Source organism: Mesobacillus subterraneus, from assembly GCF_003937825.1.
GTDB classification, from domain to species: domain Bacteria; phylum Bacillota; class Bacilli; order Bacillales; family Cytobacillaceae; genus Mesobacillus; species Mesobacillus subterraneus.
This window is the reverse complement of record NZ_RSFW01000007.1, coordinates 54651-76268: the sequence shown is the minus strand read 5'-3', so window position 1 is coordinate 76268 and position 21618 is coordinate 54651. Positions and strand designations below refer to the sequence as shown.

The 21618-nt window shown below is 42.7% G+C and carries 22 protein-coding genes; 14 read left to right on the top strand and 8 right to left on the bottom strand.

Annotated features, from left to right (window positions below; all coding sequences use genetic code 11):
* Window positions 1-33: 33 nt before the first annotated feature.
* The gene (locus EJA10_RS05125; protein WP_125478942.1) at window positions 34-3249 is read right to left on the bottom strand and encodes a M36 family metallopeptidase; all 3216 of its coding nucleotides are present in this window, start codon (window positions 3247-3249) and stop codon (window positions 34-36) included.
* 280 nt (window positions 3250-3529) lie between these two features.
* On the opposite strand from EJA10_RS05125, the gene EJA10_RS05120 reads away from it, so the two are divergent.
* Together EJA10_RS05120 and EJA10_RS05115 are read left to right on the top strand one after the other, a co-directional pair.
* Window positions 3530-4426, top strand: a complete 897-nt coding sequence (locus EJA10_RS05120; protein WP_170169074.1) for a carbohydrate kinase family protein — start codon at window positions 3530-3532, stop codon at window positions 4424-4426.
* 123 nt (window positions 4427-4549) lie between these two features.
* Window positions 4550-5782, top strand: coding sequence for an MFS transporter (locus EJA10_RS05115; RefSeq protein WP_170169073.1), 1233 nt, complete (start codon window positions 4550-4552; stop codon window positions 5780-5782).
* On the opposite strand, the gene EJA10_RS05110 is transcribed toward EJA10_RS05115, so the two are convergent.
* The gene (locus EJA10_RS05110; RefSeq protein ID WP_125478939.1) at window positions 5763-6683 is read right to left on the bottom strand and encodes an AraC family transcriptional regulator; all 921 of its coding nucleotides are present in this window, start codon (window positions 6681-6683) and stop codon (window positions 5763-5765) included. The two genes, EJA10_RS05115 and EJA10_RS05110, sit on opposite strands and share 20 nt — an antisense overlap.
* Before the next feature lie 773 nt (window positions 6684-7456).
* On the opposite strand from EJA10_RS05110, the gene EJA10_RS05105 reads away from it, so the two are divergent.
* From EJA10_RS05105 to EJA10_RS05095, 3 genes are all read left to right on the top strand, one after another.
* Window positions 7457-8083: a TetR/AcrR family transcriptional regulator gene (locus EJA10_RS05105; RefSeq protein WP_125478938.1), complete on the top strand. Its 627-nt coding sequence runs from the start codon at window positions 7457-7459 to the stop codon at window positions 8081-8083.
* Between the two features lie 18 nt (window positions 8084-8101).
* The gene (locus tag EJA10_RS05100) at window positions 8102-8512 is read left to right on the top strand and encodes a Spx/MgsR family RNA polymerase-binding regulatory protein (RefSeq protein ID WP_125478937.1); all 411 of its coding nucleotides are present in this window, start codon (window positions 8102-8104) and stop codon (window positions 8510-8512) included.
* A 66-nt stretch (window positions 8513-8578) separates the two neighbouring features.
* Entirely contained in the window at window positions 8579-9358 is a 780-nt protein-coding gene (locus EJA10_RS05095; RefSeq protein WP_125478936.1) for a GTP pyrophosphokinase, read from the top strand.
* A 62-nt stretch (window positions 9359-9420) separates the two neighbouring features.
* On the opposite strand, the gene EJA10_RS05090 is transcribed toward EJA10_RS05095, so the two are convergent.
* On the bottom strand, window positions 9421-10119 hold the full coding sequence (locus EJA10_RS05090; RefSeq protein ID WP_125478935.1) for a SurA N-terminal domain-containing protein: 699 nt from the start codon (window positions 10117-10119) through the stop codon (window positions 9421-9423).
* A 280-nt stretch (window positions 10120-10399) separates the two neighbouring features.
* On the opposite strand from EJA10_RS05090, the gene EJA10_RS05085 reads away from it, so the two are divergent.
* The 4 genes from EJA10_RS05085 to EJA10_RS05070 all read left to right on the top strand — a co-directional run bounded on the left by EJA10_RS05085 (window position 10400) and on the right by EJA10_RS05070 (window position 12978).
* On the top strand, window positions 10400-10570 hold the full coding sequence (locus tag EJA10_RS05085; protein ID WP_125478934.1) for an NUDIX hydrolase: 171 nt from the start codon (window positions 10400-10402) through the stop codon (window positions 10568-10570).
* Window positions 10567-10818 carry a hypothetical protein gene (locus EJA10_RS05080; protein ID WP_125478933.1) on the top strand — a complete coding sequence of 84 codons (252 nt, stop codon included), beginning with the start codon at window positions 10567-10569 and terminating at the stop codon, window positions 10816-10818. Before EJA10_RS05085 ends, EJA10_RS05080 begins: the two co-directional genes overlap by 4 nt.
* Before the next feature lie 231 nt (window positions 10819-11049).
* Entirely contained in the window at window positions 11050-11661 is a 612-nt protein-coding gene (locus tag EJA10_RS05075; RefSeq protein ID WP_125478932.1) for a DUF421 domain-containing protein, read from the top strand.
* A gap of 12 nt (window positions 11662-11673) precedes the next feature.
* Window positions 11674-12978, top strand: a complete 1305-nt coding sequence (locus EJA10_RS05070) for a chloride channel protein (RefSeq protein ID WP_125478931.1) — start codon at window positions 11674-11676, stop codon at window positions 12976-12978.
* A gap of 87 nt (window positions 12979-13065) precedes the next feature.
* Here the strand turns inward: EJA10_RS05070 and EJA10_RS05065 are convergent, their stop codons facing one another.
* From EJA10_RS05065 to EJA10_RS05055, 3 genes are read right to left on the bottom strand one after another with little or no spacing between them, the layout of a single operon-like run.
* On the bottom strand, window positions 13066-13941 hold the full coding sequence (locus EJA10_RS05065; protein ID WP_125478930.1) for a hypothetical protein: 876 nt from the start codon (window positions 13939-13941) through the stop codon (window positions 13066-13068).
* A gap of 56 nt (window positions 13942-13997) precedes the next feature.
* A complete protein-coding gene (locus EJA10_RS05060; RefSeq protein ID WP_125478929.1) occupies window positions 13998-14567 on the bottom strand; it encodes a DMP19 family protein in 570 nt (189 codons plus the stop codon).
* 55 nt (window positions 14568-14622) lie between these two features.
* Entirely contained in the window at window positions 14623-15477 is an 855-nt protein-coding gene (locus tag EJA10_RS05055) for a DUF2262 domain-containing protein (RefSeq protein ID WP_125478928.1), read from the bottom strand.
* A gap of 214 nt (window positions 15478-15691) precedes the next feature.
* Here EJA10_RS05055 and EJA10_RS05050 point away from each other — a divergent pair, with 214 nt between their 5' ends.
* The 5 genes from EJA10_RS05050 (at window position 15692) to EJA10_RS05030 (ending at window position 20399) form a co-directional block, all read left to right on the top strand.
* Entirely contained in the window at window positions 15692-16717 is a 1026-nt protein-coding gene (locus EJA10_RS05050; RefSeq protein ID WP_125478927.1) for a serine hydrolase domain-containing protein, read from the top strand.
* Window positions 16718-17047: 330 nt separating this feature from the next.
* The gene (locus EJA10_RS05045) at window positions 17048-17986 is read left to right on the top strand and encodes a 3-oxoacyl-ACP synthase III family protein (RefSeq protein WP_125478926.1); all 939 of its coding nucleotides are present in this window, start codon (window positions 17048-17050) and stop codon (window positions 17984-17986) included.
* 270 nt (window positions 17987-18256) lie between these two features.
* On the top strand, window positions 18257-19024 hold the full coding sequence (locus EJA10_RS05040; RefSeq protein ID WP_125478925.1) for an SDR family NAD(P)-dependent oxidoreductase: 768 nt from the start codon (window positions 18257-18259) through the stop codon (window positions 19022-19024).
* A gap of 45 nt (window positions 19025-19069) precedes the next feature.
* Window positions 19070-19372: an ArsR/SmtB family transcription factor gene (locus EJA10_RS05035; RefSeq protein WP_125478924.1), complete on the top strand. Its 303-nt coding sequence runs from the start codon at window positions 19070-19072 to the stop codon at window positions 19370-19372.
* Between the two features lie 292 nt (window positions 19373-19664).
* Window positions 19665-20399 carry a TspO/MBR family protein gene (locus EJA10_RS05030; protein WP_125478923.1) on the top strand — a complete coding sequence of 245 codons (735 nt, stop codon included), beginning with the start codon at window positions 19665-19667 and terminating at the stop codon, window positions 20397-20399.
* 67 nt (window positions 20400-20466) lie between these two features.
* Here the strand turns inward: EJA10_RS05030 and EJA10_RS05025 are convergent, their stop codons facing one another.
* Both EJA10_RS05025 and EJA10_RS05020 read right to left on the bottom strand, forming a co-directional pair.
* Complete coding sequence (locus EJA10_RS05025; RefSeq protein WP_125478922.1) at window positions 20467-20685, bottom strand: hypothetical protein; 219 nt, start codon at window positions 20683-20685, stop codon at window positions 20467-20469.
* A gap of 172 nt (window positions 20686-20857) precedes the next feature.
* Window positions 20858-21250: a hypothetical protein gene (locus tag EJA10_RS05020; RefSeq protein ID WP_246017691.1), complete on the bottom strand. Its 393-nt coding sequence runs from the start codon at window positions 21248-21250 to the stop codon at window positions 20858-20860.
* Window positions 21251-21618 lie beyond the last annotated feature (368 nt).

Below are 21618 nucleotides of genomic sequence, written 5' to 3'. Positions count from 1 at the left end.
TCCCCAATCCCGATTTAAGTCTTTCCTATAGCCCTAATAAGGACTCGCAGCTGTAAACGTAAACGGTACATTTGCTCCTGAATATAATCCTACATACACATATCGTGTGCCCCCTGGAATGACTCCTGCTTCGTTTGCGCCAGAGGTTGCGACACTTCCAATCAGCTCAAAGTTTTTGTTATAGAAATACACATCATAGTCATACGATCCGTCATTGCTTCCCTGCAATGTAAAGTTATGGATACCATCTCCATATTGCTCTGGAAGGGTCACAACATATCCATCTGCACCCTGGGATGCTGGCTCTGGATTTTGCGTAGTCACGAATTCATTCTCTGTGACGGCTAGGGTCGCTGGTACACCTGCCAAACTTCCAATTCCTGTTCCTGCGTTTCCTGCCTGCACGGTGCCTTCTGCTGTAAATGGTGCTTCAGGTTCTAGCACAAGCGGTTCAATTTTTGACTTTTGCTCAGAGAAGGCTTGAACCTCAGCCACCTGGACGAAGCCTTTGCTGTTGTCCTGTGTATCATGGGCGATGAATTTAAGGTATTTTGCCTCTACTGGTTGTGGAAGGTCAATTCCCTGATAATGAAGATCAGCCACCGTTGGCCTTGGCTTTCCGGCGTCAAACTTGCCTTTCCAGACTGTTGTGAAGTTTTCTCCGTCAATTGAAGTCTGCAGACTGAAATTTTTCAGTGTGGCAAACCGTGAACCCGAAATGTCCTTCATTGCACTCACTTGCAAGTGGGAAATTTCCACTGGTTCATCTCCTGCCAGGTCAATGGTAAAATTCGCGCCAAGGAATCCATTTTCTTGCGTATTTGAGGCAAATACACTTGCTTCTGTATCGTCTATCGCAAACTTAACCGGGTTGCTTTCCGATGATCCGGATACGCTTGAAATCTCTGCTCCGTTAAAGGATGATGCAACGTTTGGTCCAATTGTAAACGTTAAATGATTCTTTTCCCCGGCCTTGATGGCTACATCACGAATTGTCCTTGATCCAAAACCTTTTGCCTGGATGGTAATGTCATAGGTTCCTTCTGCCATATATGCCCCGAAGTCGCCCTTTTGGCCGGATACAGCGATTGGACTTGTTCTCGCTTCGAATTCACCAATGATGATTCGTGCATCCTGGATCGGTTTCTTGGTAGCAGCGTTAACCACCTTTCCAATCAACTGCCCATTTCGCTGTCCTTCTGGATGGTTGAACCCTGGGACTGGATCTGTATCGTCACCGCCCTTAGATAATGCATTGGCCCCTAAGCCACGCTGGGCGAATGCCGTCCATAGAGCATCAAAGTGCTTTCCGTCGTAGCGTTCAAAATCTGCGGCAATTATGGCCGTTCTCATGTCTTCCATCGACGGATTTGGAACGGAGATTGGCATGGCATCCATGACAAGATGCTCGATGACTGATTCTGCTTCCGTTTTTCCAAGTCTATCAATCAATGTATCTCTTACATGCCATAAAATAGCTGCCCAAATGTCGCCGTCTGAGTGAACCTCAGGGCCGCCAACATCATAGCCAATATCTCCATAATTATATGGTGCCTCATCAAGCGAATAGCTGCGGATGCCTCGTTCGGCGTTTCCTGTCACATAGGCACCGACTACTGGCTTATCCTGCAGACCCTTTTTTGCTAAGTAGTGCATTCCGAAGAAGTCACCCCAGCCTTCGCCCATAGAACCTGACTGGTGGCTTCCGAGAGCTTCTCCCCCTGCTACAAAACGATTCGTCAGCGCATGGGCATATTCATGATATATAATACCAGCATCGAAATCGCCATCTGCATACTGTCCCTCAAATGCCCCCGGTATTGGTTCCCAAAGGAACATTCCGCTCCACGCCGGAATCCCGTCTGGAAGCGTCAACATGTAAGCATTGTCACGTCCCGTATACGTCGGCGCCCCGCCTGACAGCGCTCCTGCCTGAACAAGACCTAAGATGGCATCGCCGTCCATCCCGCCTTTTCCAAAGTTTGAAAGCTGAAGGTTCCCTGCTGCTTCTGTCCATCCCAGATTGTAGAAATAGTCATGGGATAGGTTATGATGGTAAAACAAGTTCGTCGCAGCACTGTTTAGATCCTCAGCATATGATGGAGGTGTTGTTTGACCGTTTGTTTTTTGCCACGCGTTCTTAAATAAGAAGCTGAAATCGCCATCTAACGAAATTGGACGAGTGGCCTGATCAGCCGGCACTAAAAAGTTGCTCCAGTTCGCATACGAGTTGGCGTTGTTTCCAAATGTCGTCAATCCCAGGCTTGTGCCCTGAATGAGCCAGCCCTTTGGTGACGCCTTTGGATCTCCTTTAAATGACTTTACCACCTGTGTTCCCCCAGCTGGCGCACCAGGGTAGTTCTCAAAAATAAGACCCTCTGTTTCTAGTAAATAATCAACGAGAGAACGTTTGTATAAAAGCTCGCCATTCGCTGCATCGATCACCATTTCAAAGCCCTCATTCAGCTCCTTTATAAAAAGAACACGGTACGCAGGCCGGACACCATTTTCCGTTATAAATGTTGCTTTTTTCACCCGCTGCTTAGTCGGCAGCACTTTTCCTCTGTCAAAAACCGTCCAGCCTTTTTCACCGGTTAGCAGCTTTGGAATATAGCTTACGTCCGGCAATTCAAGCGCAACAGCTTTGTTCAGAGCATCTGCCTCCGATAGCTGAAAGTCAGCAACCAGGCCTTTTGCGCGGCTTAGATTTCCTGCCGCAGACAGGATTTGGCCATCTTTGTTCACGGCAATAATCACCCGTCCTCCGTAAACAGACTCGATGCCATCAAATGTCTGCTGAAGGGTTACAGGACGCAGCCCTGTTCCCGGCATTTCGAAATTTTTGCTTACGACAAATGAGTCGATGTCTGAGGCCTGGAGTCCATAAAGCGCCGCATTTTGCTTTAACCAGTTGCGAGCAATCGTTTCAGCGCTTTCCTTAGAAGGAGCTGTTAAATATCCCTGTTCCTTGATAATCGTCGATGGGGTACCAAACAAGGTGTTCCATTTTATCTTCGTTCCCGCTCCCACAGATTGTACCAGTGTGTTAGCGGCATCAAGCTGTTTCTGGGTCGGCAGAACACTGGTTACAACATTTCGGACATCATACAGATGAGACTCATGATCATCATGGATTCCCTCTGCAGTCACAGGGCCTGTTACCTTGTTAGCACTGATTCCGCTTGTTAACAAAACCTGACCAGCCAGCAGCGTCGAACATACAGCCGTCACGAGCTTTCGTTTTTTCATCTACGCAAAACCCTCCTTGAAAAATCTTATTTCAAGGAAAGAATACGTTAGCCTACTTCGTTTTACCTCTCCTGCAAGTGCAAAATACATACTATAGGTCATCAAAATACTACTAAGACACTATGGAGGATAGGACTTGTGGATAGGTTGCGAAACGGTTTTCGGCGGGACACTGGGACAGTCTCAGGTCCCTATGTCTCACAGACTTTCCAAGCAGCTGAATTAGCTGTTAAACTATACATAAATTTTGAGGTCTTTTATGAACGGAAGGAGTAACAGATTGAAAAAACATGGAATTACATCATTGGGCGAGGTAATCGTTGATTTTATAGCAACGGATTTCTCCAATACCACGTTTCAGCGATTATTGGGGGGAGCCACTGTTAATGTGGCAGTCGGGGTTAGCAGACATGGCATTCCATCGAATTATTTATGCAAATTGGGAAGGGATGAAAGCAGTAAATTTGTGGAGGGACAATTAACGAAGGAAAAGGTTGATCTTTCTTTTTGTTCTTATCATTCGAATAAAAAAATCTGCTCGGTTTATATCCACTTAAATGAGCTGGGAGAACGTTATTTCCATTCGTATGTAAACGAAGCGCCTGATGAGTGGATTACTGCGGAGGAGCTTGATCGTCGCCCGTTTCTTAGAAGCAAGATGTTTTACTTTGGATCTGGCACTCTTTTTCACCCAATTGCAAGAAAAACAACGGAACAGGCTATCCAATATGCTCGAGAAGAGAATATGAAAATAGCATTCGATACCAATATCCGTCTGAAACGATGGGAAAGTGAGAACCAGTGCAGAGAAACGATTCTCTCCTTTGTGCAGAATGCCGATATCGTAAAAATGACGGAAGATGAATTGCAATTTTTAACAAAAACAGACACTCTAGAAACTGGAGTAGAGTACATTGCCAATTTGAAGATCCCTTTCCTATTTGTCACGAAAGGAAAGGACGGAGCATCCGCCATCCATAGTAATAGAATCGTGCATGTCCCTGGAATTCCGGTTAAGGCGATTGACACAACAGGTGCCGGAGATGCGTTTATGGCTGCCCTCCTATCCCGTTTCCATGACAATGGGAATCCTCATAGCGAAGCTGAATTAAGGGAGTATACTGAGTTTGCCAATAAAGCCGGAGCACTGGCTGCCACTAAATTGGGTTCTTTATAAAGAGGAAAAGGGACTTGGTTGTTATCATTTCAAATAATCAAGGTCCACGCCCCCAAAAACCGCAATTTTGGAAAAGAAATCGTCTTCCTCCCTCTCTATAATTCTGGTTAGGGGGAGATGAAATTGACATTTATCAAGAAAATGGATTCGTATCGTGTCTATATTTATACACGTTTTTGGTCTCAGTTCTTTTTTACATTTATCTTTACGGTTAACTTGCTGTACCATGTGAAGGTCGTGGGGCTGGATCCGTTGCAGCTGGTTCTGGTCGGCACTGTTCTTGAGGCAGTTGTGTTCCTGTTCGAAATCCCGACTGGGTTTGTGGCGGATTTGAAGAGTCGCAGGCTTTCTGTGATTATCGGGTATTTTTTGATTGGGGCCGGGTTCCTTATCGAGGGCAGTTTTCCGTATTTCGTGGCGGTGTTAGTATCTCAGGTTCTCTGGGGAATTGGCTACACGTTTACGAGCGGTGCGCATCAAGCTTGGATTGCCGATGAAATTGGAGAAGATCGTGCTTCCATAGCGTTTGTGAATGGTGCCAAGGCTGGCAAACTCGGTGAGGTCATCGCGATTCCTTTAAGTATGCTGATCGGGTACTATTTCATGGTCAATCTGCCCATCATCATTGGCGGATTATCCATGGTGGGATTGGCTGTTTTCCTGCTCTTTTTTATGAAGGAAGAGAATTTCAAACCTGCACAACATGAAAATACATCCACTTGGAAGACGTTGAAAAGTAATATGAACGAGATGGTGCATTATACAAAGGCGAGTTATCTGATGCGGATTCTTTTCCTTATTGCCTTGTTTTTCGGGCTATACAGTGAAGGCTTTGACCGCCTATGGCTTTCTCATTTTATCGGAGAAACTGGACTCGCAAACATGACAGAGGGGAATTTGGTCATCCTTATTGGAAGCATTAATTTTGTCGTGATGCTCCTATCATTTGTCGGGCTTCATTTTATCAGCCGGAGTTCTCTCCATCATCAGTTAAACACCATCTATGTATCCCTGTTGATCGGATGTGTTCTGATTATCACGTCGCTGACCGGTTTTGCCCTTTCTACTGGCATCATAGGTTTGCTTAGCTTTTACCTGATCATCCAAGGAACAAGGTCTGTCATGGCACCGCTTGAAGACACATGGCTGAATAAAATCATTCCTGATTCCTCGACACGCGCGACTTTCTTTTCGGTAAAAGGCCAGGTTGATGCGATTGGCCAAATCAGCGGAGGACCGGCCATTGGATTGATTGCCGCCAGTTTTTCGATTAAAATCGCGATGATTGCCAGTGCCCTTCTTTTAACGCCGGTAATCTATTTGTATCAGTTGGCTATTAAAAAATCTCGAGGGTGATCTCTCGAGATTTTTCTTTGATCGGAATATGAATTTCCATATAGACTCTTTTAAAATCCCAGTAATGGCAATGCTCGTCATAAAACTCGAAGTCAAAGCCCTCTTCATCCACTTCATAGGATGAATGCGGAAACCACTCCTCCAGTATGTACCTCCACGTTCCTTTGATCGCCGTTGCGAATTGACTAACCTCAACCAAAGGTGTTCGGAAAATCGCATAGACAGCCTCGGGAATTTGGGTAGCAGTTATCCCATCCGGTAAGACTTTTTCATCGTCATAGTTTACAGCAAATAAATAACGGCACATGTTTTCATCAAGGCTGCGGCTTAAGTTGATGCAATACTCTCCATGCTTTTTCGGCGACAACTCCTTGTACAGGTACCTTTCAATCGAACCGTCTGTCAAACCTTCCTGGTCCCAAAAAGCCGGCACATTTCGGTCAGCGGGGAAATTCTCGATACTGAAAATTTTCCCGGCAACATTGAACGCGTCCCGAAGGACAATCTGCGGCTGCAAGACAATGCCGCCCGTGTTCTTTTCGTGAAGACTCATTAAATCCAGTTTTTGCGGCAATGACGTTGGACCATGCTCCTTGTAAAGACTCGGCGGACTTCCAAAACACTTCTTGAACGCTTTGGTGAACCCAGCATGTGTCTCAAACCCATAATCCATGGCAATTTCAATGATCTTTTTCCCATTCACCAGTTCATACAGCGCAAACTGGAGCTTCCTTTTCACCACATAATCCATCAAGGTATAACCCGTTTGCTTATAAAAAATCCGCGAAAAATGATAAGGAGAATACCCAACCATCCCCGCCAGTTCCTCCGCACTAAGCTCCTCTTTAATATGATCCTCAATATAATCAATCACACGCTGAAGAAATACTAACCGTTCCATCACCCTCACCACTTCACCATTATTACGGCACAAACCATTGCCTTCTCCCCTACAATTTTAGACGAAACAGGGGGACGGTTCTACTGTTTTTGTGATACAGAGGGACGGTTCTTGTGTTTCGCGGGAGTAGCAGGTTAAAAACTTGGGGCAAGAACGAGGAACATCTTGAAGGCATTTACTGTAAAGGGAAACGGGTTAAACTCAAACTATTGGTCAGCCACCTTCCAGAAGAGAAACAGGGCCAGTGTTGTGACCGCAGATTCATATTGTCACTATTCACACGCCACTACAGCCGCCCCTGTTTCCCTCCTATTATTAGACAGAAAATAGATTGACCCATCAATCCTTGAGTTCCCCCTGCAATGCCCTTTCATTTTCCGATGGCACACAATGACCGCCCTAGTCACCTGCTGCTATTTCCCCGAGTTTTCTATACTCTCCAACAAAGACCAAAAATGCACCAATTACCAGAATTCCTGTACCAAGAACAATTAAACTTTGGGAATAATAGCTCTCCATTCTGCACCTCCCAAAAATCATTCGCCCAATATCCTATTCGCCTTACATTCAATGGTGCAGGTCTTCAGGCACAGAGGGTGATGTGAACCTTTGTAAAACACTGCGATGAAGCTACGTTCCTCAAGTCCAACCCAAATTATTTCATCGAATGTGACACAGTGTCACATTTCCAGATTGACAAGTGACACCGTGTCATATTATGATTGAATTAAATTATGACACGGTGTCACATCACACTGAACTGAGGTGTTACTTTGCCAAAGCAAACATTTTTTAATTTGTCAGAGCAGAAAAGGAAAACGCTCATTGAATCCGCGGAGATCGAGTTCACAAGGGTTCCCTTTTTTGAGGCTTCCATAGCGAATATTGTTAAAACAGCTGGTATATCGAGGGGGAGCTTTTATCAATATTTCCAGGACAAGGATGATTTATATTTCTATTTATTAGAAGTTAAATTAAAAAAGGCCAAAATATATTTCAGCGGATTCCTGGAAAAACATCAAGGGGATTTAATTGAAGCTCTTATCGAACTTCAACATTACTTTTTGCATGCTTTATCAGATGAGGAAGAGAAGCAATTTTTAAAAAACGCCCTGCTCTATACTACGCATCGGGTAGAAAGCTCATTTACAAGCGTTTGGGATACCTATCTGGATCACCAGGAATTCAAGAAGGTCGGGGAATTAATCAATAGGGAATACCTGAATATAGCAGCTGAAAAGGAGTTGTTACATGTCTTCAAAATAGTCTCTGCACTGGCCTTTAACAACCTGATCGAAAAAACGGTAAAGGGTCTGTCAGATGAAGAGGCAATGGACTCCTTTAGACTTAGTATGAGTTTATTAAAACAAGGTATATACAAGCAAACCAATAAAGACTGATACAGAGGTGCAGGGGAAATGACTGTAACGATATATGGATTAGGATGCAGATCAACAAAGAAAGCAAGGCAATGGATGGTAAACAACCAAATCCCTTTCGTAGAGAGGAATTTGGTGGAGGATCCTTTAACCGTTCTTGAACTCCAGGAACTATTAAAACTGACAACCGATGGTACTGATGACATTATCTCTAAGAGGTCCCTTCCTTATCGAACCATGAATCTAGATCTTGATACCCTTTCTTTACATGAATTATTGGAGATTGTCCATAGACATCCCCGGTTACTTAAAAGCCCTCTTATCGTAGAAAACAAGAAGCTCCAAGTTGGGTATAACGAGGAGGAAATCCGGCAATTTCTTCCGAGAAAGGTTCGCAAGTTTCAGTGGCTGCAATGGAAGATAGAGCATTTACAGCCTCTAGAGTATTAATCGACTCCATCATTTCCCTCCATTTCAGGGGAAGGATGTACTTTAACCAATGGGAGAAGCCTACAAATGGAAGAATTGACGCAGCAGTATACGATCAATCCAAAGAAAATGAAGAACGAACTAAAGAGGTTTTCTTTGATTTATAAATTTGCACTGGATGAAATGAATACAAAGATCAATATTTTAAAAGAAGAATTCATTCATATTCATGAATACAATCCAATTGAACATTGTAATTCAAGGATAAAGTCGCCAGAGAGTATCATGAAAAAGCTGCACAGGAAGAATCTTGATTTTTCCATTGAATCGATCAGGGAGAACATCAAAGACATTGCCGGGATCCGAATCATTTGTCCATTTATCACGGATGTTTATAAAATCAGTCAGATGATTGAGAAACAACAGGATATCGAGTTGGTTGAAAGAAAGGATTATATCAAGAATCCAAAACCCAACGGTTATCAAAGCCTTCATCTTATCATTAAAATCCCGGTTTTCATGTCCGACCGAGTAGAAATGGTATTTGTGGAATTGCAGCTACGAACAATCGCCATGGATTTCTGGGCCAGTCTGGAACATAAAATATACTATAAATATGATAAAGAAATACCAGAGAGGATTAAAAAAGATCTCAAGGATGCAGCGATTTCCGCTGCTGAGCTGGATTCAAAAATGGAACGTATTAATAATGAAGTAGCCCATTTAAAAGGGCAAGATGATCCGGATGAAGACCTACTTCTTTTCAATGAATTACTAAATTTACAAAAGACAAATTTCCAGTCGATCCTTCAGCGTTTTTTTGTCGATGTTCCCAAGGTGAAAAGGAATGACATCGGAACGGATTGATCCTTTAGGACATGAAAAAGAGGATAGACAGCTGTCTATCCTCCATGGAAAAATCCCAAGCTTTATGCTCCGTGGATTTTAATTTTATCTTCATTCTTTTTACGGATATCTTCCACGAACTTGCTGATTTGTTCATCTTTCTTTTGAGAAAGAATTTGCTGCTCAAGCTGTGGCTTGATTTTTTCAAGTTCTTCCGGCTCTTGCTCCTGGCTTGCAGCATGCTGCTTGTATTGATCATACAAGGCCTGAACTTCCTCGTCGCTTGCTTCTACCTTGCCAATCTTGCTGTCCAGATATTTTGTGACCGTCATTTGCTTTTTCAGCTGGGCTTTTAGATCATCCTCGGTCAACTCGTTCTTTTTCAAGGCTTCTTCGAACTGTTTTTCATCTTCGAAGTTGGATTTGATGTTTTCCAGCTCTGCATCGACTTCTTTTTGTTCAACGGAAATACCGTCTTTGTCAGCTGTCTGGAGAAGCAGCTCCGCGTTGATCATTTGATCCAAAACAGACTTCTCAAGCTGTTCCTTCATTTCGCTGTCCATCTCATCTGCCGGCATGCCCTGCTGCTCGTAATTTGCCTTCATGGCATCCAGCTCTTTGTTATATTCCTGTTTCGTAATGCCTTCACCATCAACTGTGGCAACCAAATCTTCTTTATTAGCTTTCTCAGCATTCCCCTTCGAGCTATCCTTGCTGCATGCGCCAAGCACAAGCACAGCAATGCTCAATAAAAGAACTCCTGTAAAAATACGCTTCATCATAAACAAACTCCCCTTTCACCCAACATGTCCGTCATACTATCATATTCCACGAGTGAATAGGAGAGTTTTAAGAAAATTGTTATCAGAATGTAATATATTGAGTGAAAAATTGAACATCTAAAACAGAGGTAAAACAGAGGGACGGTTCTACTGTTTTAACAAATCTGAATCGCTGGATTAAAACACTAGAACCGTCCCCGTGTTTTTATAGGAGTGAAGTTGATTTTTACATAGATGGAGAATGTTAATAACAAAATCCTATGACCGGGGGATATTTTTTATGAAAGAATGGCATGGAGCAGCTGCAGTATGTATCGACGAAAACAACAAAGTCCTAATGGTAAAAGGTCAAAACTCTAACGCCTGGACGGTTCCGTCTGGCGGCATCGAAGAGTATGAAACGCCGAAAGAATGTTGTGTGCGAGAAGTTGATGGAAGAGACCGGGTATGAAGAGGTCATTACCGAGCCCCTCTTGGTCAAGGAAACGACCATTAAAGGGTATAAAAGTTAAGATCCATTATTTTAAAGTAGAGATAGTTGGCGAAAGTCTGGGCATCAATGACCCGCATCAGATCATCGAGGACGTTGGTTGGAAGTCGCTTTCGGATCTAGAACTGATTGAACACGTTTATCCTGAGGACGTGGAGTTCTTAGAGAACCTATTAAAGATTAATATGGAAGCGAAACCGCTTGGTTGATGCCAAGCGGTTTTATTATTATTCACTCTCCATCCAGTGGAAATTATCACTTCAATCCATCCCCTTGTGTCCATACCACAAAATAAGAGTTACGGGATCCATACTCAAATCCCTTTCAAACAACATCACCCTCTTCCTGCCAAATGATCCTTTCCCCAGAATTAGTTAGGTGTATAGATTTTTACATTTTTTAGCAACATACATACTGACTGTTGATAAGGGGGATTCATTTTGGATTTACATTTTATTTGGAAAGCTGTTGTCATTGTTATTGGTGGAGTTCTTATTCTGCGGCTGGCTGGTAGAAAAACCATTTCACAGCTGACGGTTGCGCAGACTGTCATGATGGTGGCGGTTGGCTCTTTAATTATTCAGCCTGTCAGCGAGAGAAACATATGGGTTACCTTGATCATTACTTTTTTGATGGTCCTTACTCTTATTTTTATAGAATATATCACTTTGAAATTTGATTTTGCAGAGACTTTTATCTATGGGAAATCTCGCTTGGTAGTAGAGAACGGCCAGCTAAATGAAGAGAATTTGAAAAAAATGCGCCTAACAGTCGATATGCTTGAGGTCAGGCTTAGGCAGCAAAATATCCAAAGGATTAGTGATTTACAATGGGCAACGATCGAATCGAACGGGCAATTAGGATATATGCTAAAGCCCGAAAAACAATATGCGACAAAAGAGGATATTCAAATACTTAGATCCCTGATCGAGGGTAGCCAATCCAGGCAGGGCCCTGAACCCCCACCCCTGACAACAAGCAGCTCAGATAATATTTTCTATGAAGTAAAAAGTCAAAGGCATATAAAAGACCATCCTGAAAGGTTGAAATGAGGGATTCATGGTATGGATTTAATACAAAAATACAGAAGATTTTTCTGGATTCTTGGTCAATGGGTATTTTTTGGCTTGCTCATTGGTTTCATCGTGGGCTCGGCAACGACTCTCCTTCTGGAAACTAATGATTATTTAGGAAACGCACGTGAAAAAAACGGCTGGCTTATCGCCCTTTTGCCAATCGGCGGCATCATCATTGGCTATATATACATGAACTACGGCAAGGTAGTTAAAAATAACACGCTGAACGATGCGGCTAAACTAAATAATTTGGTGATTGACGCTGTTCATGGGGAAAAGCAGGTTCTGCGAAGAATGGGTCCCATCGTTTACTTGGGAACCTTTATTACAGTCATTTTTGGCGGTTCAACGGGCAGAGAAGGAGCAGCTGTACAAATGGGAGCAAGTGTCGCTGAAGCTGTAAATAAATTTTTCAACATACCTATATTAGATAAAAAAATCATTATCATGAGTGGTATAAGTGCCGGTTTTGGCTCCGCATTCGGAGCACCTATAACAGGAGCTGTATTTGGTATGGAAATGGCTGTGTTAGGGAGGTTGAAATTTGAGGCACTGGTTCCTTGCCTTGTCGCCAGCTTTGTTGGCCACTACACCACAACGGCAGTTTGGGGACACACACATGAACATTTCGTTATAAAAAATGTCCCTGAAATTTCGATCATCCTGTTTGTAAAAGTCATCCTATTGGGCATCATTTTTAGTCTTCTAAGCGTTTCTTACAGTCAGTTAAGGCATTGGATTGAAAATACGACCGATAGAATATTTAAGAAGAACCATATGAAAAGAGCTTTTTTCGGAGGAATAATCATTGTCATACTAACGCTAGTTGTAGGTACACAAGATTATAACGGCCGGAGCTTAACCATGTTAGAACACGCTTTTACAGAAGATGTTCCTCCGTTTGCGTTTCTAGCCAAGCTGATTTTTACTGCAATCACCATTGGGACAGGCTTTGTGGGCGGAGAAGCCATCCCTTTATTTTTCATGGGAGCGACATTAGGGAACGCCTTGCACTCATACATCGATTTGCCGATGTCCTTCGTGGCCGCTTTAGGACTAATCGCTACTTTTTGCGGTGCCGCTAACACCCCAATCGCAGCGTTCCTGCTGGCTTTGGAATTTTTTGATGGAAATGGAGTGGAATTCTTTTTTGTCGCCTGTATGGTCAGTTATATTTTCTCAGGACATCATGGACTGTGGCCATCCCAGCAAATATATGAACCCAAAAGCAAACTATATGGTCTCTATAACGGCGAAACCATTAAGAATATTGAAAAGAAGAAAAAGCAGTAGATTCTCCACCAGATTTTTTAGAAAATCTATTAAACCAGGTATGGATACGAAACCGCTTGGTTGATCTCCAAGCGGTTTTACCATCATTCACTCTCCACCCAACGGAAACAAAGGATATTCCCACCTGTGGGTACACTCTTCCAGCAGATAATACCCGTGTTCTTCATTGGCCACGATGCGCGAGCACTGCTGTCTTGGAATCGACCCGCTGTCGCCTTCGCTTATGACGTCAATCCAGCTTTCATCGGCTGTTTCGTCAAAGCGCGATGTCAATTGCGTTCCGTTTACCTCAATCGTGTAGCCGTTCTCATTCTGCTTTGCTTTTTCAATGAAAGCCTCAATCTCAGCGATGGTCTCATTTTTGCTCCTAGACGGTTCCGAGGAACCAGAATTCTCCTCTTGGCTCCTTGATGGATCCGATTGATCAGCACTAAGATGCACCTCTTTCGTCCCTTTCCACGCAGGAAAGCGAATCGTGCTTTCCGTAATCCATTCAGCTCTGCCCACACCAAGGATTCCTTCTGCATCCAGCCCCGGATGCTCCGTCCCTCGAATCACCATATTGATCGATTGGTCGTCCAGGCGCTTCCCTATTAAACCAAACCTTGTTTTGTAAAAATGGTATTCGTACGTCGTCTCGCCTAGTGAAAAGTAGCGGTATTCAATGACGACGGAATGTTTGGACAAGGGTGATTCAATTTTCGTGAAGTGATAATCCATTAGCAAAAGCATGAAGCCGTGAATCAGCATAATCGGCAGGATTACCAGCATACCGACAATCGTACTCCACTTCCTATACCGAGTGGAACGGTACGCGACGACTGCCAAAACCATCAAATTCACCGCCAAGGGAATCAGATAACCCGTCGGCTTCAAGAACAGAATGAAGTACCCCGCCATATGCATGACCAGCAGCAACAAGTCCACGCTAGCTAAAAACCATAATGCTCTTTTTGTGTTCATTGAGTTCCTTCCTTGCTTTTTTAGTAACATTGTTTTGGTTTAAATCCGCTGCCGCCTCAGAATTTGAATTTTAACTCATCTATAAATGAATCCCTTTTTCGGCTGATATAGCCGTTAAGAAAATCAAAAACATTTCTTTCTGTATGGTAAACGTATAGATTATCTGCAAGAACTGATATTTCTTCAGCCAATTTTAGGTATTCGTGTCCATGAAGTTTAGCAAAATCAGTAATCTGATGCAGTGCCTGATTATTTACGTTTTTTCTTAAGGCAGATGTTGTTATCCTATATTTCTCAAGTACAGCTTCTATGTTGGCTAGGATTTGATAATCCTCAACTGCCTGCACTTTTTCAAAGGTGTGAATTGTATCCTTAAAGTATAAACCCGTGGTATTTTCTAAATAACCTAATATCCCCTGCATCGAAACTTCCGTGTCAAAGTTAATGATGAGGATAATATCCCTGATGATTTCAGGTAGTTTGTAGAATGTATCCGTATCTGTGATATTTACGTTCTCTTTGTTATATAAATTTATTGCGATTATCTCCACTATTTCTTCGGGAGATTTTGTTTTAAGATCATTTAATGGGATTAGCCTTTCTATGGTTTTAAGTAAATCCTCCATTACATCCTCCCTACAACATTTATTTAACCAATAAGATAGATTAGTGTTATCCTGCCTATCCAGCAATCTCAGCCGATGTGAGTTCCCCGTTGTTCTTTCCACTTACAATAATTGAATGTCCCCAAAACATATCACCGTCGAAAAAGAAAATTTCGAACTCCCCTCCTGGGTACACACTTATGCTGTCTACACTCATAAAATCAATAAACATTTCCTTAGTAATCTCTTTAAGCTCCGCCTCATCATTATCCTGTAGCCAATCATTCGCCGTATCTAAGAGTTTGTCGGCAGCAAATTTTCTGATTTTTTCATTCCATTCTTCCTGATCCCGAAATAGTACATGCGCTGTTCCCAATGCGGATGCTATAACCTCCTCATTCACATCCCAGTCAAAATACAAACTGCATTCTTCACCAGCCCAGGTCGTTTTCTTTTCAAAGACTTTAATGCTTTTATCTAATTCAAACTGACCCAATTGATTATCATTGAAGTAAACTGGTTTTAGGGAATCTTGTAAAATATTATCTAAATCACGGTCTTTATAATCGGTATCCAGAACCCTAAGAAGCATCATTGACTCTTCTGCCTTACGTACCTGCAGTTTGACAATTGAATTTTCTGCTAGTCGCTCACTAGATTCTTCTAAGTTATTATCGTCGACCAGCCATTGGAGTCGGACATGCTCTTTAACAACCGAATCATTTTTTAGGTTTTTCCAGGCAATCAAATCAATCGAAGCTGTCCACATAGTTTCCTCACCTATTTTACTGGCAGCAACCCCTGAAGCCCCTGTAACAGCCGCAATTTCAACAACGTTTTTGGGAAAAGCATTCTCAAATCTATTTTTCTCACTAGATTTATTCAACTTAGCAAGTAATTCTTTTGCTAATATACTTATCTTATTATTCATATTAACTCACCCTTCTATATAACTATTTATATGAATCACTTCTTCTATCGGCAAGCTAAATAGGATCTCAACCAAGGATTCCCTTTCCATTTCCTTATGCTGCTATCTACAAATTGACGTTACTCAGCTGTGCATTCCTATACCCATAAAATCTGTATTTTGTATATTTATGGTAACATGAAAGCAAGTCACAATATAGATTAGGAGAATAGAAATGAAGAATTTGAGTCAGGTTATTTCGGATGTTCAAACTGCCATCAATTTTTCAGGAGCAGTGTTGGTTCAGGATGGAAATAGTCCGGCATCAACTGCCAGCTTTGGTTTTTCCAATCGGGTTGATCAGGTTAAAAACAATGCTGAGACACGGTTTGGAATTGCTTCTGGCTGCAAACTGTTCACGGCGATTGCCATTTGCCAGCTTGTGGAGGATAGTAAGCTGACGTTTGACACGAGATTGAGAGACTGTCTTGATGTGGAGTTTCCAAGTTTCAGCGAAGAGATTACGATTCACCATCTGCTGACGCATACATCGGGGATTCCTGATTATTTTGATGAGGAGGTTATGGATGATTTCGAGGAGCTGTGGATGGAGAGGCCGATGTACCACATTAGGAGTCTTCGCGATTTTTTGCCGATGTTCCAGAACGAACAGATGAAAGCATCTCCGGGTGAAAACTTCCATTACAATAACGCCGGCTATATTTTACTGGGGCTGATCGTCGAGCAAGCATCCAGGATGGAATTCACTGATTATGTTGAGGAGCATATTTTTAAAAGAGCGGGGATGACGAATTCGGGTTATTTTTCATTCGATCAATTGCCCACCAATACAGCGACCGGCTATATCGATTTGCCCGACGGAACATGGAAGACCAATATTTACTCCCTGCCGGTAAAAGGCGGTTCCGACGGCGGAGCATACATCACCGTCAACGACATGGCCATGCTGTGGAAAGCACTGTTTGGACAGCTTTTACTAAAAGAGGATACATTGGCTATACTACTCACACCCCATGCACAAGTTAATGAAACAGGCTATTACGGCTACGGCGTGTGGATCAAAAAAGAAGCCGCGCAAGTATCCAAATACCACGTGATGGGCTACGACCCAGGAGTCAGCTTCCACTCCGCCTACTACCCAGGCACCCAAACCATCGCCGTAGTCTGCTCCAACAAATCCGAAGGCGCCTACGACATTATGCAAGCAATAGAACACAGGGACGGTTCTGCTATTTTGTGAAACACAGGGACGGTTCTGCTGTTTTCTAATTGAATTCCTTTGAACAGGGTTGTTAGGAGCAAGGGATTATCCTTTGCTTCTTTCTTATTTAGCAAAGTCATTAATTTTTCAGCATATAAAATTTTCGTTATAGTCGACAAATAGCGATTTAAATAAACAAAACTTCTATCGTTCCCCTCCTCATTAACTTCCCAACTGAAGACACTTAGCCTCTACCCTTATGAGCATCTCTATAAAGCCTCTATACTAAGTTAATATTAAAATTGCAAAAAATATCTAATTTTGAGATAAAATGTAATGGAAGATATTAACTTGTTGGGAGATGTGAAAATGTTCAATTCAGGCATACTAGGTACTGGAGTAAACATTCCAGAAACAGTCATTACAAATAAAGTAATCGCAGAACGGTTCGGCATTACGGAAGAAGAGATTCATAGAAAGACAGGCATTATAGAGAGACGATATGAATTTACCGATGCGTCACTTGCCGACATGTGTGTAATCGCCGGTAAGCGGGCAATTGAAGACGCCGGTCTGGATTCAAACGAAATCGATATGGTCATTATCGGGACAAACACCCATGACACCCACATCACGGCTGCGCTAGTCCAAGACAGAATGGGGGCCACCCAATGTGCAGGACTGGACCTTCACTCTGGATGTTCGAGCTTCATTACGGCTTTGGCGACAGGGGCACAGTTTGTCCAAACCGGATTATACAAAAATGTGTTGGTCATTGCTGTCGACAAATGTTCTTCCCTCTTGAATCCGATGGACAAAAAGACCGCCTTGCTTTTTTCTGACGGAGCTGCAGCTGTTGTGGTAGGAAGGGTCGGAGAAGACAAAGGAATTCTTGGTATCATTATGCAAATGGACGGAAGCGGAGGAAAATACCTTCACCTAGACGAAAACAAGAATATCAAAATGGACGGAAGGGCCGTTTTTGAATTCGCTGTCGACAAATTCCCGAAAGCAGTACATAAAGTGCTGGAAGTATCGAGCCTGAATCTGTCGGATGTCGATTTTATCGTCCCGCACCAATCCAATCTGCGAATTATTGAAAAAGGGGCCGAGAATCTGGGATTTCCAATGGAAAAAGTACACACAAAAACCATACAATACTACGGAAACTCCTCAGCACCAACAGTAGCAATCGGCCTACATGAGGAAGTGAAAGCAGGCAAGATCAAAGACGGAGATTTAGTTGTGCTTGTAGGCTATGGTGCAGGCCTAGGCTGGGGAGCCATTGCACTTCGCTGGGGAGTGTGAGTGCTAGGATAGAATGAAAACACGGGGACGGTTCTACTGTTTTAACAATTCTGCACCGCTGGATTAAAACACAAGAACCGTCCCTCTGTTTTTCTTCCTTTTTCCAAACCGTTACACCGGACAGCTTACATTTGTTCTTTGCTGACTTTTCTTGAATAGACCACTGTTCAACTATCACAGGATGTAATAAAACACTTGAAGTTTAGGTGAAAAGATATTATTATATGTTTAAACGTTTAAACATTTAAACTTATCTAGGAGGACTACTCAATGAAAGGTACAGCACTAATTACTGGAGCAACTAGCGGTTTAGGATATGAGTTTGTAAACATGTTTGCACAAGATGGTTTTGATTTAGTTGTTGTGGCACGAAACCAGGCAAAATTGGAGGATATCAGGAGTCAATATCCTCACTTGAACGTTACCGTGATCACCAAGGATCTAAGCAAGCCAAACGCTGCAAAAGAGGTATACGAGGAAGTAAAAGCAGCAGGTATCACTATCAATACATTGGTGAACAATGCAGGTTTTGGCTTGATGGGCAATTTTGACGATCTCGATCTCCATAAGCAATCTGAAATGATCCAATTGAATATCACTGCACTGACTGAATTAACTCATTACTTTTTGCCGGATATGAAAGGAAACACTACTGATTCGAGGATCCTTAATGTTGCCAGTACAGCGGCCTTCCAGCCAGGGCCTATGATGGCCGTTTACTATGCCACGAAAGCATATGTGTTATCCTTTTCAGAAGCGCTGGCTGAAGAACTGGCTGGCACGAATGTTACAGTCACCACCCTATGCCCCGGAGCGACAAAGACCAACTTTGCTTCTGTAGCGAAGGTTGAAAAATCAAAGATGTTCAGTGGTGCCATGTCATCACACGAAGTGGCGAAACAAGGCTATCAAGCAGCAATGGCTGGCAAACGCGTAGTTATAACTGGGAGTGGGAATAAAGCAGGTGCATACGCAGCCAAATTCCTTCCAAGGTCCCTTGCAGCCAAAATAGCTAAATATGTTGCGAAAGAAGCATAACTGCGATTTAATAAAAGGTAACGACTCAACAAAGGAGAGCATTCAGTGGTGGAAAAAGCAATTGAAGTTTTCCGATCATGTATCCCGCTTTTTACAGCTTTAAGTGACCCTGCAAGGCAAGATATCATCTTATTGCTAGCTGAGCATGAACGCTTAAGCGTGAATGAAATCACAGAGCACGCAACCCTGTCACGGCCAGCCATTTCCCATCATTTAAAAATACTCCGTGAGCACAACTTAGTCGAAATTGACCAAAAGGGAACACAGCGGTATTATTCGCTCACCCTGGATCATTCGGTTGAACTATTAAAAAAGCTCATCAACACCGTGGAGAATGAATGCCTATAACCCGGGAAGAGAGACAGATCTCCTGTCAGCAAATACACATTTTCCTATACAACGGCCACCACAACCGTAAAAGAAATGCCATCTATATAAAAAATCCCCATTCCTAGACAACTTCTAGTAAATGGGGATTTTTTTTTGAAACACGGGGACGGTTCTACTGTTTTAACAAATCTGCATCGCTGGATTAAAACAGTAGAACCGTCCCTCTGTTTTCGATGTGCTATCTGAGGTTATGTACTTGTCTGAGGTGGAATAGTATGAACAGAGTGCTGATAGGAAAGCGGGGATGGGGATGGGACATTTTATTTTGAATCTGGTTGCGACGGTGCTTGTGGTGCTGGTCAATGCGCTTGCGAATATTCTGCCGATCAACGGGCAGAACACTGGGGAAATTTCTAACAGGCTGGATGTGTTGTTTACTCCGGCTGGTTATGTTTTTGGGATCTGGGGATTGATTTATTTTTTATTGTTCATTTGGACGTTACGGCAGTTTCCTGCTTCAAGAAGGAATTTGACGGTCTACCAGAAGGCTACGCCGCTGTATGTGCTGAGCTCAGTCCTGAATACCACCTGGATTCTTTTATGGCATTACGAGTTTTTCCTGCTGACGGTGGTTGTGATGATTGGTTTGCTGCTGACTTTAATTCGACTTTATCATCTCATTAAAAATGAGGAGCATACTTTTTGGGATCTCCTGCCCTTTTCCGTGTATCTCGGGTGGATCAGTGTCGCTACCATTGCCAATATCAGCTATTACTTGAAGTATATCCGCTGGAATGGATTCGACCTATCAGACGTCGCCTGGACTCTCATCATGCTCTCGATCGCCACACTCCTGGCTATTTATTTTACCAATAAAAATGAAGACCGTATTTATCCCCTTGTCTTCATCTGGGCCTTCATCGGAATCGGTATCAAAAACGCTGCGTCCCACCCGACAGTCAGCACAGCTTCCTATGTACTCTCCGCACTAATCCTAATAATGATGGTTTTCTTGAAACAGAGGGACGGTTCTCGTGTTTCCTGAAACACGGGGACGATTCTCCTGTTTTAATTTTTTACAGAGAAAAAATTAAAAGTACCCCGAAGGATACTCATGTATAAACCCGAAGTGGTTCGATGTTGACTTTTAAGACAATGTTCGCAGGATCATGAACCATATTGATCTTGTCCACCACATACTCTTTCCGGTAAATCGTCACCGTATTACTCGCCCGCAAAGCAGAAATATAATGCTCCCAATTTTTTATGTTGGCACTCAAGAGGCATTTCTCCTTCAAATAAAAATCGACTCTGTTAGAAGCCTGGCTCACCACTACACCCCCTTTTGGTAGAGTGTATGAAGCTTGTGAAAGAATCATGACAAGCTGTTGAAACAGGGGGAAACAGGGGGACGGTTCTCCTGATTTTGGAAAATCGTAATATGGACGGTTGTTCCTACCCTCTCTTCCTCAGGGTCCACCTGTTTCGCACCCCAGCACGGGTTTACTTTTTAACACTGTCTAATAATATATAACCGAACACGATTCCAGCACTAGTTGATAATGTAGAATCCCCGAGTAACCATAACTCTTTTGCAAACAAAAGATTGACCCCAAAGGCGATCGATATCATCGGAACCAGCGCTACATAAAGCGCAGGTATTCCAATTGCACCTGCCTTAATCCAATCAAAAGTCCAATGCTTTTCCTCTCCTATCTCCATTATTAATTTCGGCAGCCGGAGGAGTCCTCCAATAAATATAGGAAATGCAGTCGTAAATAGGATAAAAAGCTTCATATTAAAATTCGCAGCCGATTCTTCCTGTAACCGAACTTGATAATTCAATCCAAGATAAAAAACAAATCCAATCACAACAGTAGAAACGAAATAAAACAAAAACCTCTTCAGCTCACACGCCCCCTTGCTGAATGCGTTTCTTAATTATACGAAGGACCATTTGAATAGTTTCAATTTTCAGGAAACTAAAGAAAAAACACAAGAACCGTCCCTCTGTATTTCCCTCTGTTTTTCCAAAAACAGGAGAACCGTCCCTCTGTTACAAGAACCTTCCCTCTGTTATTTGACTTACCAAAATCATAACTGTTACGATTGCTTTGATTATTCTCCTTTTGGTCGAATTTGACGACTGGAGGGATTTCACGGGGTATTGGTATGTACATCTTCACTCATAGAAGGTGTTTTTTTATTTTTAAGAATCTTAGTACCTTGTTTTAGAAGAAAATGAGGACAACGCGGGATTTGGC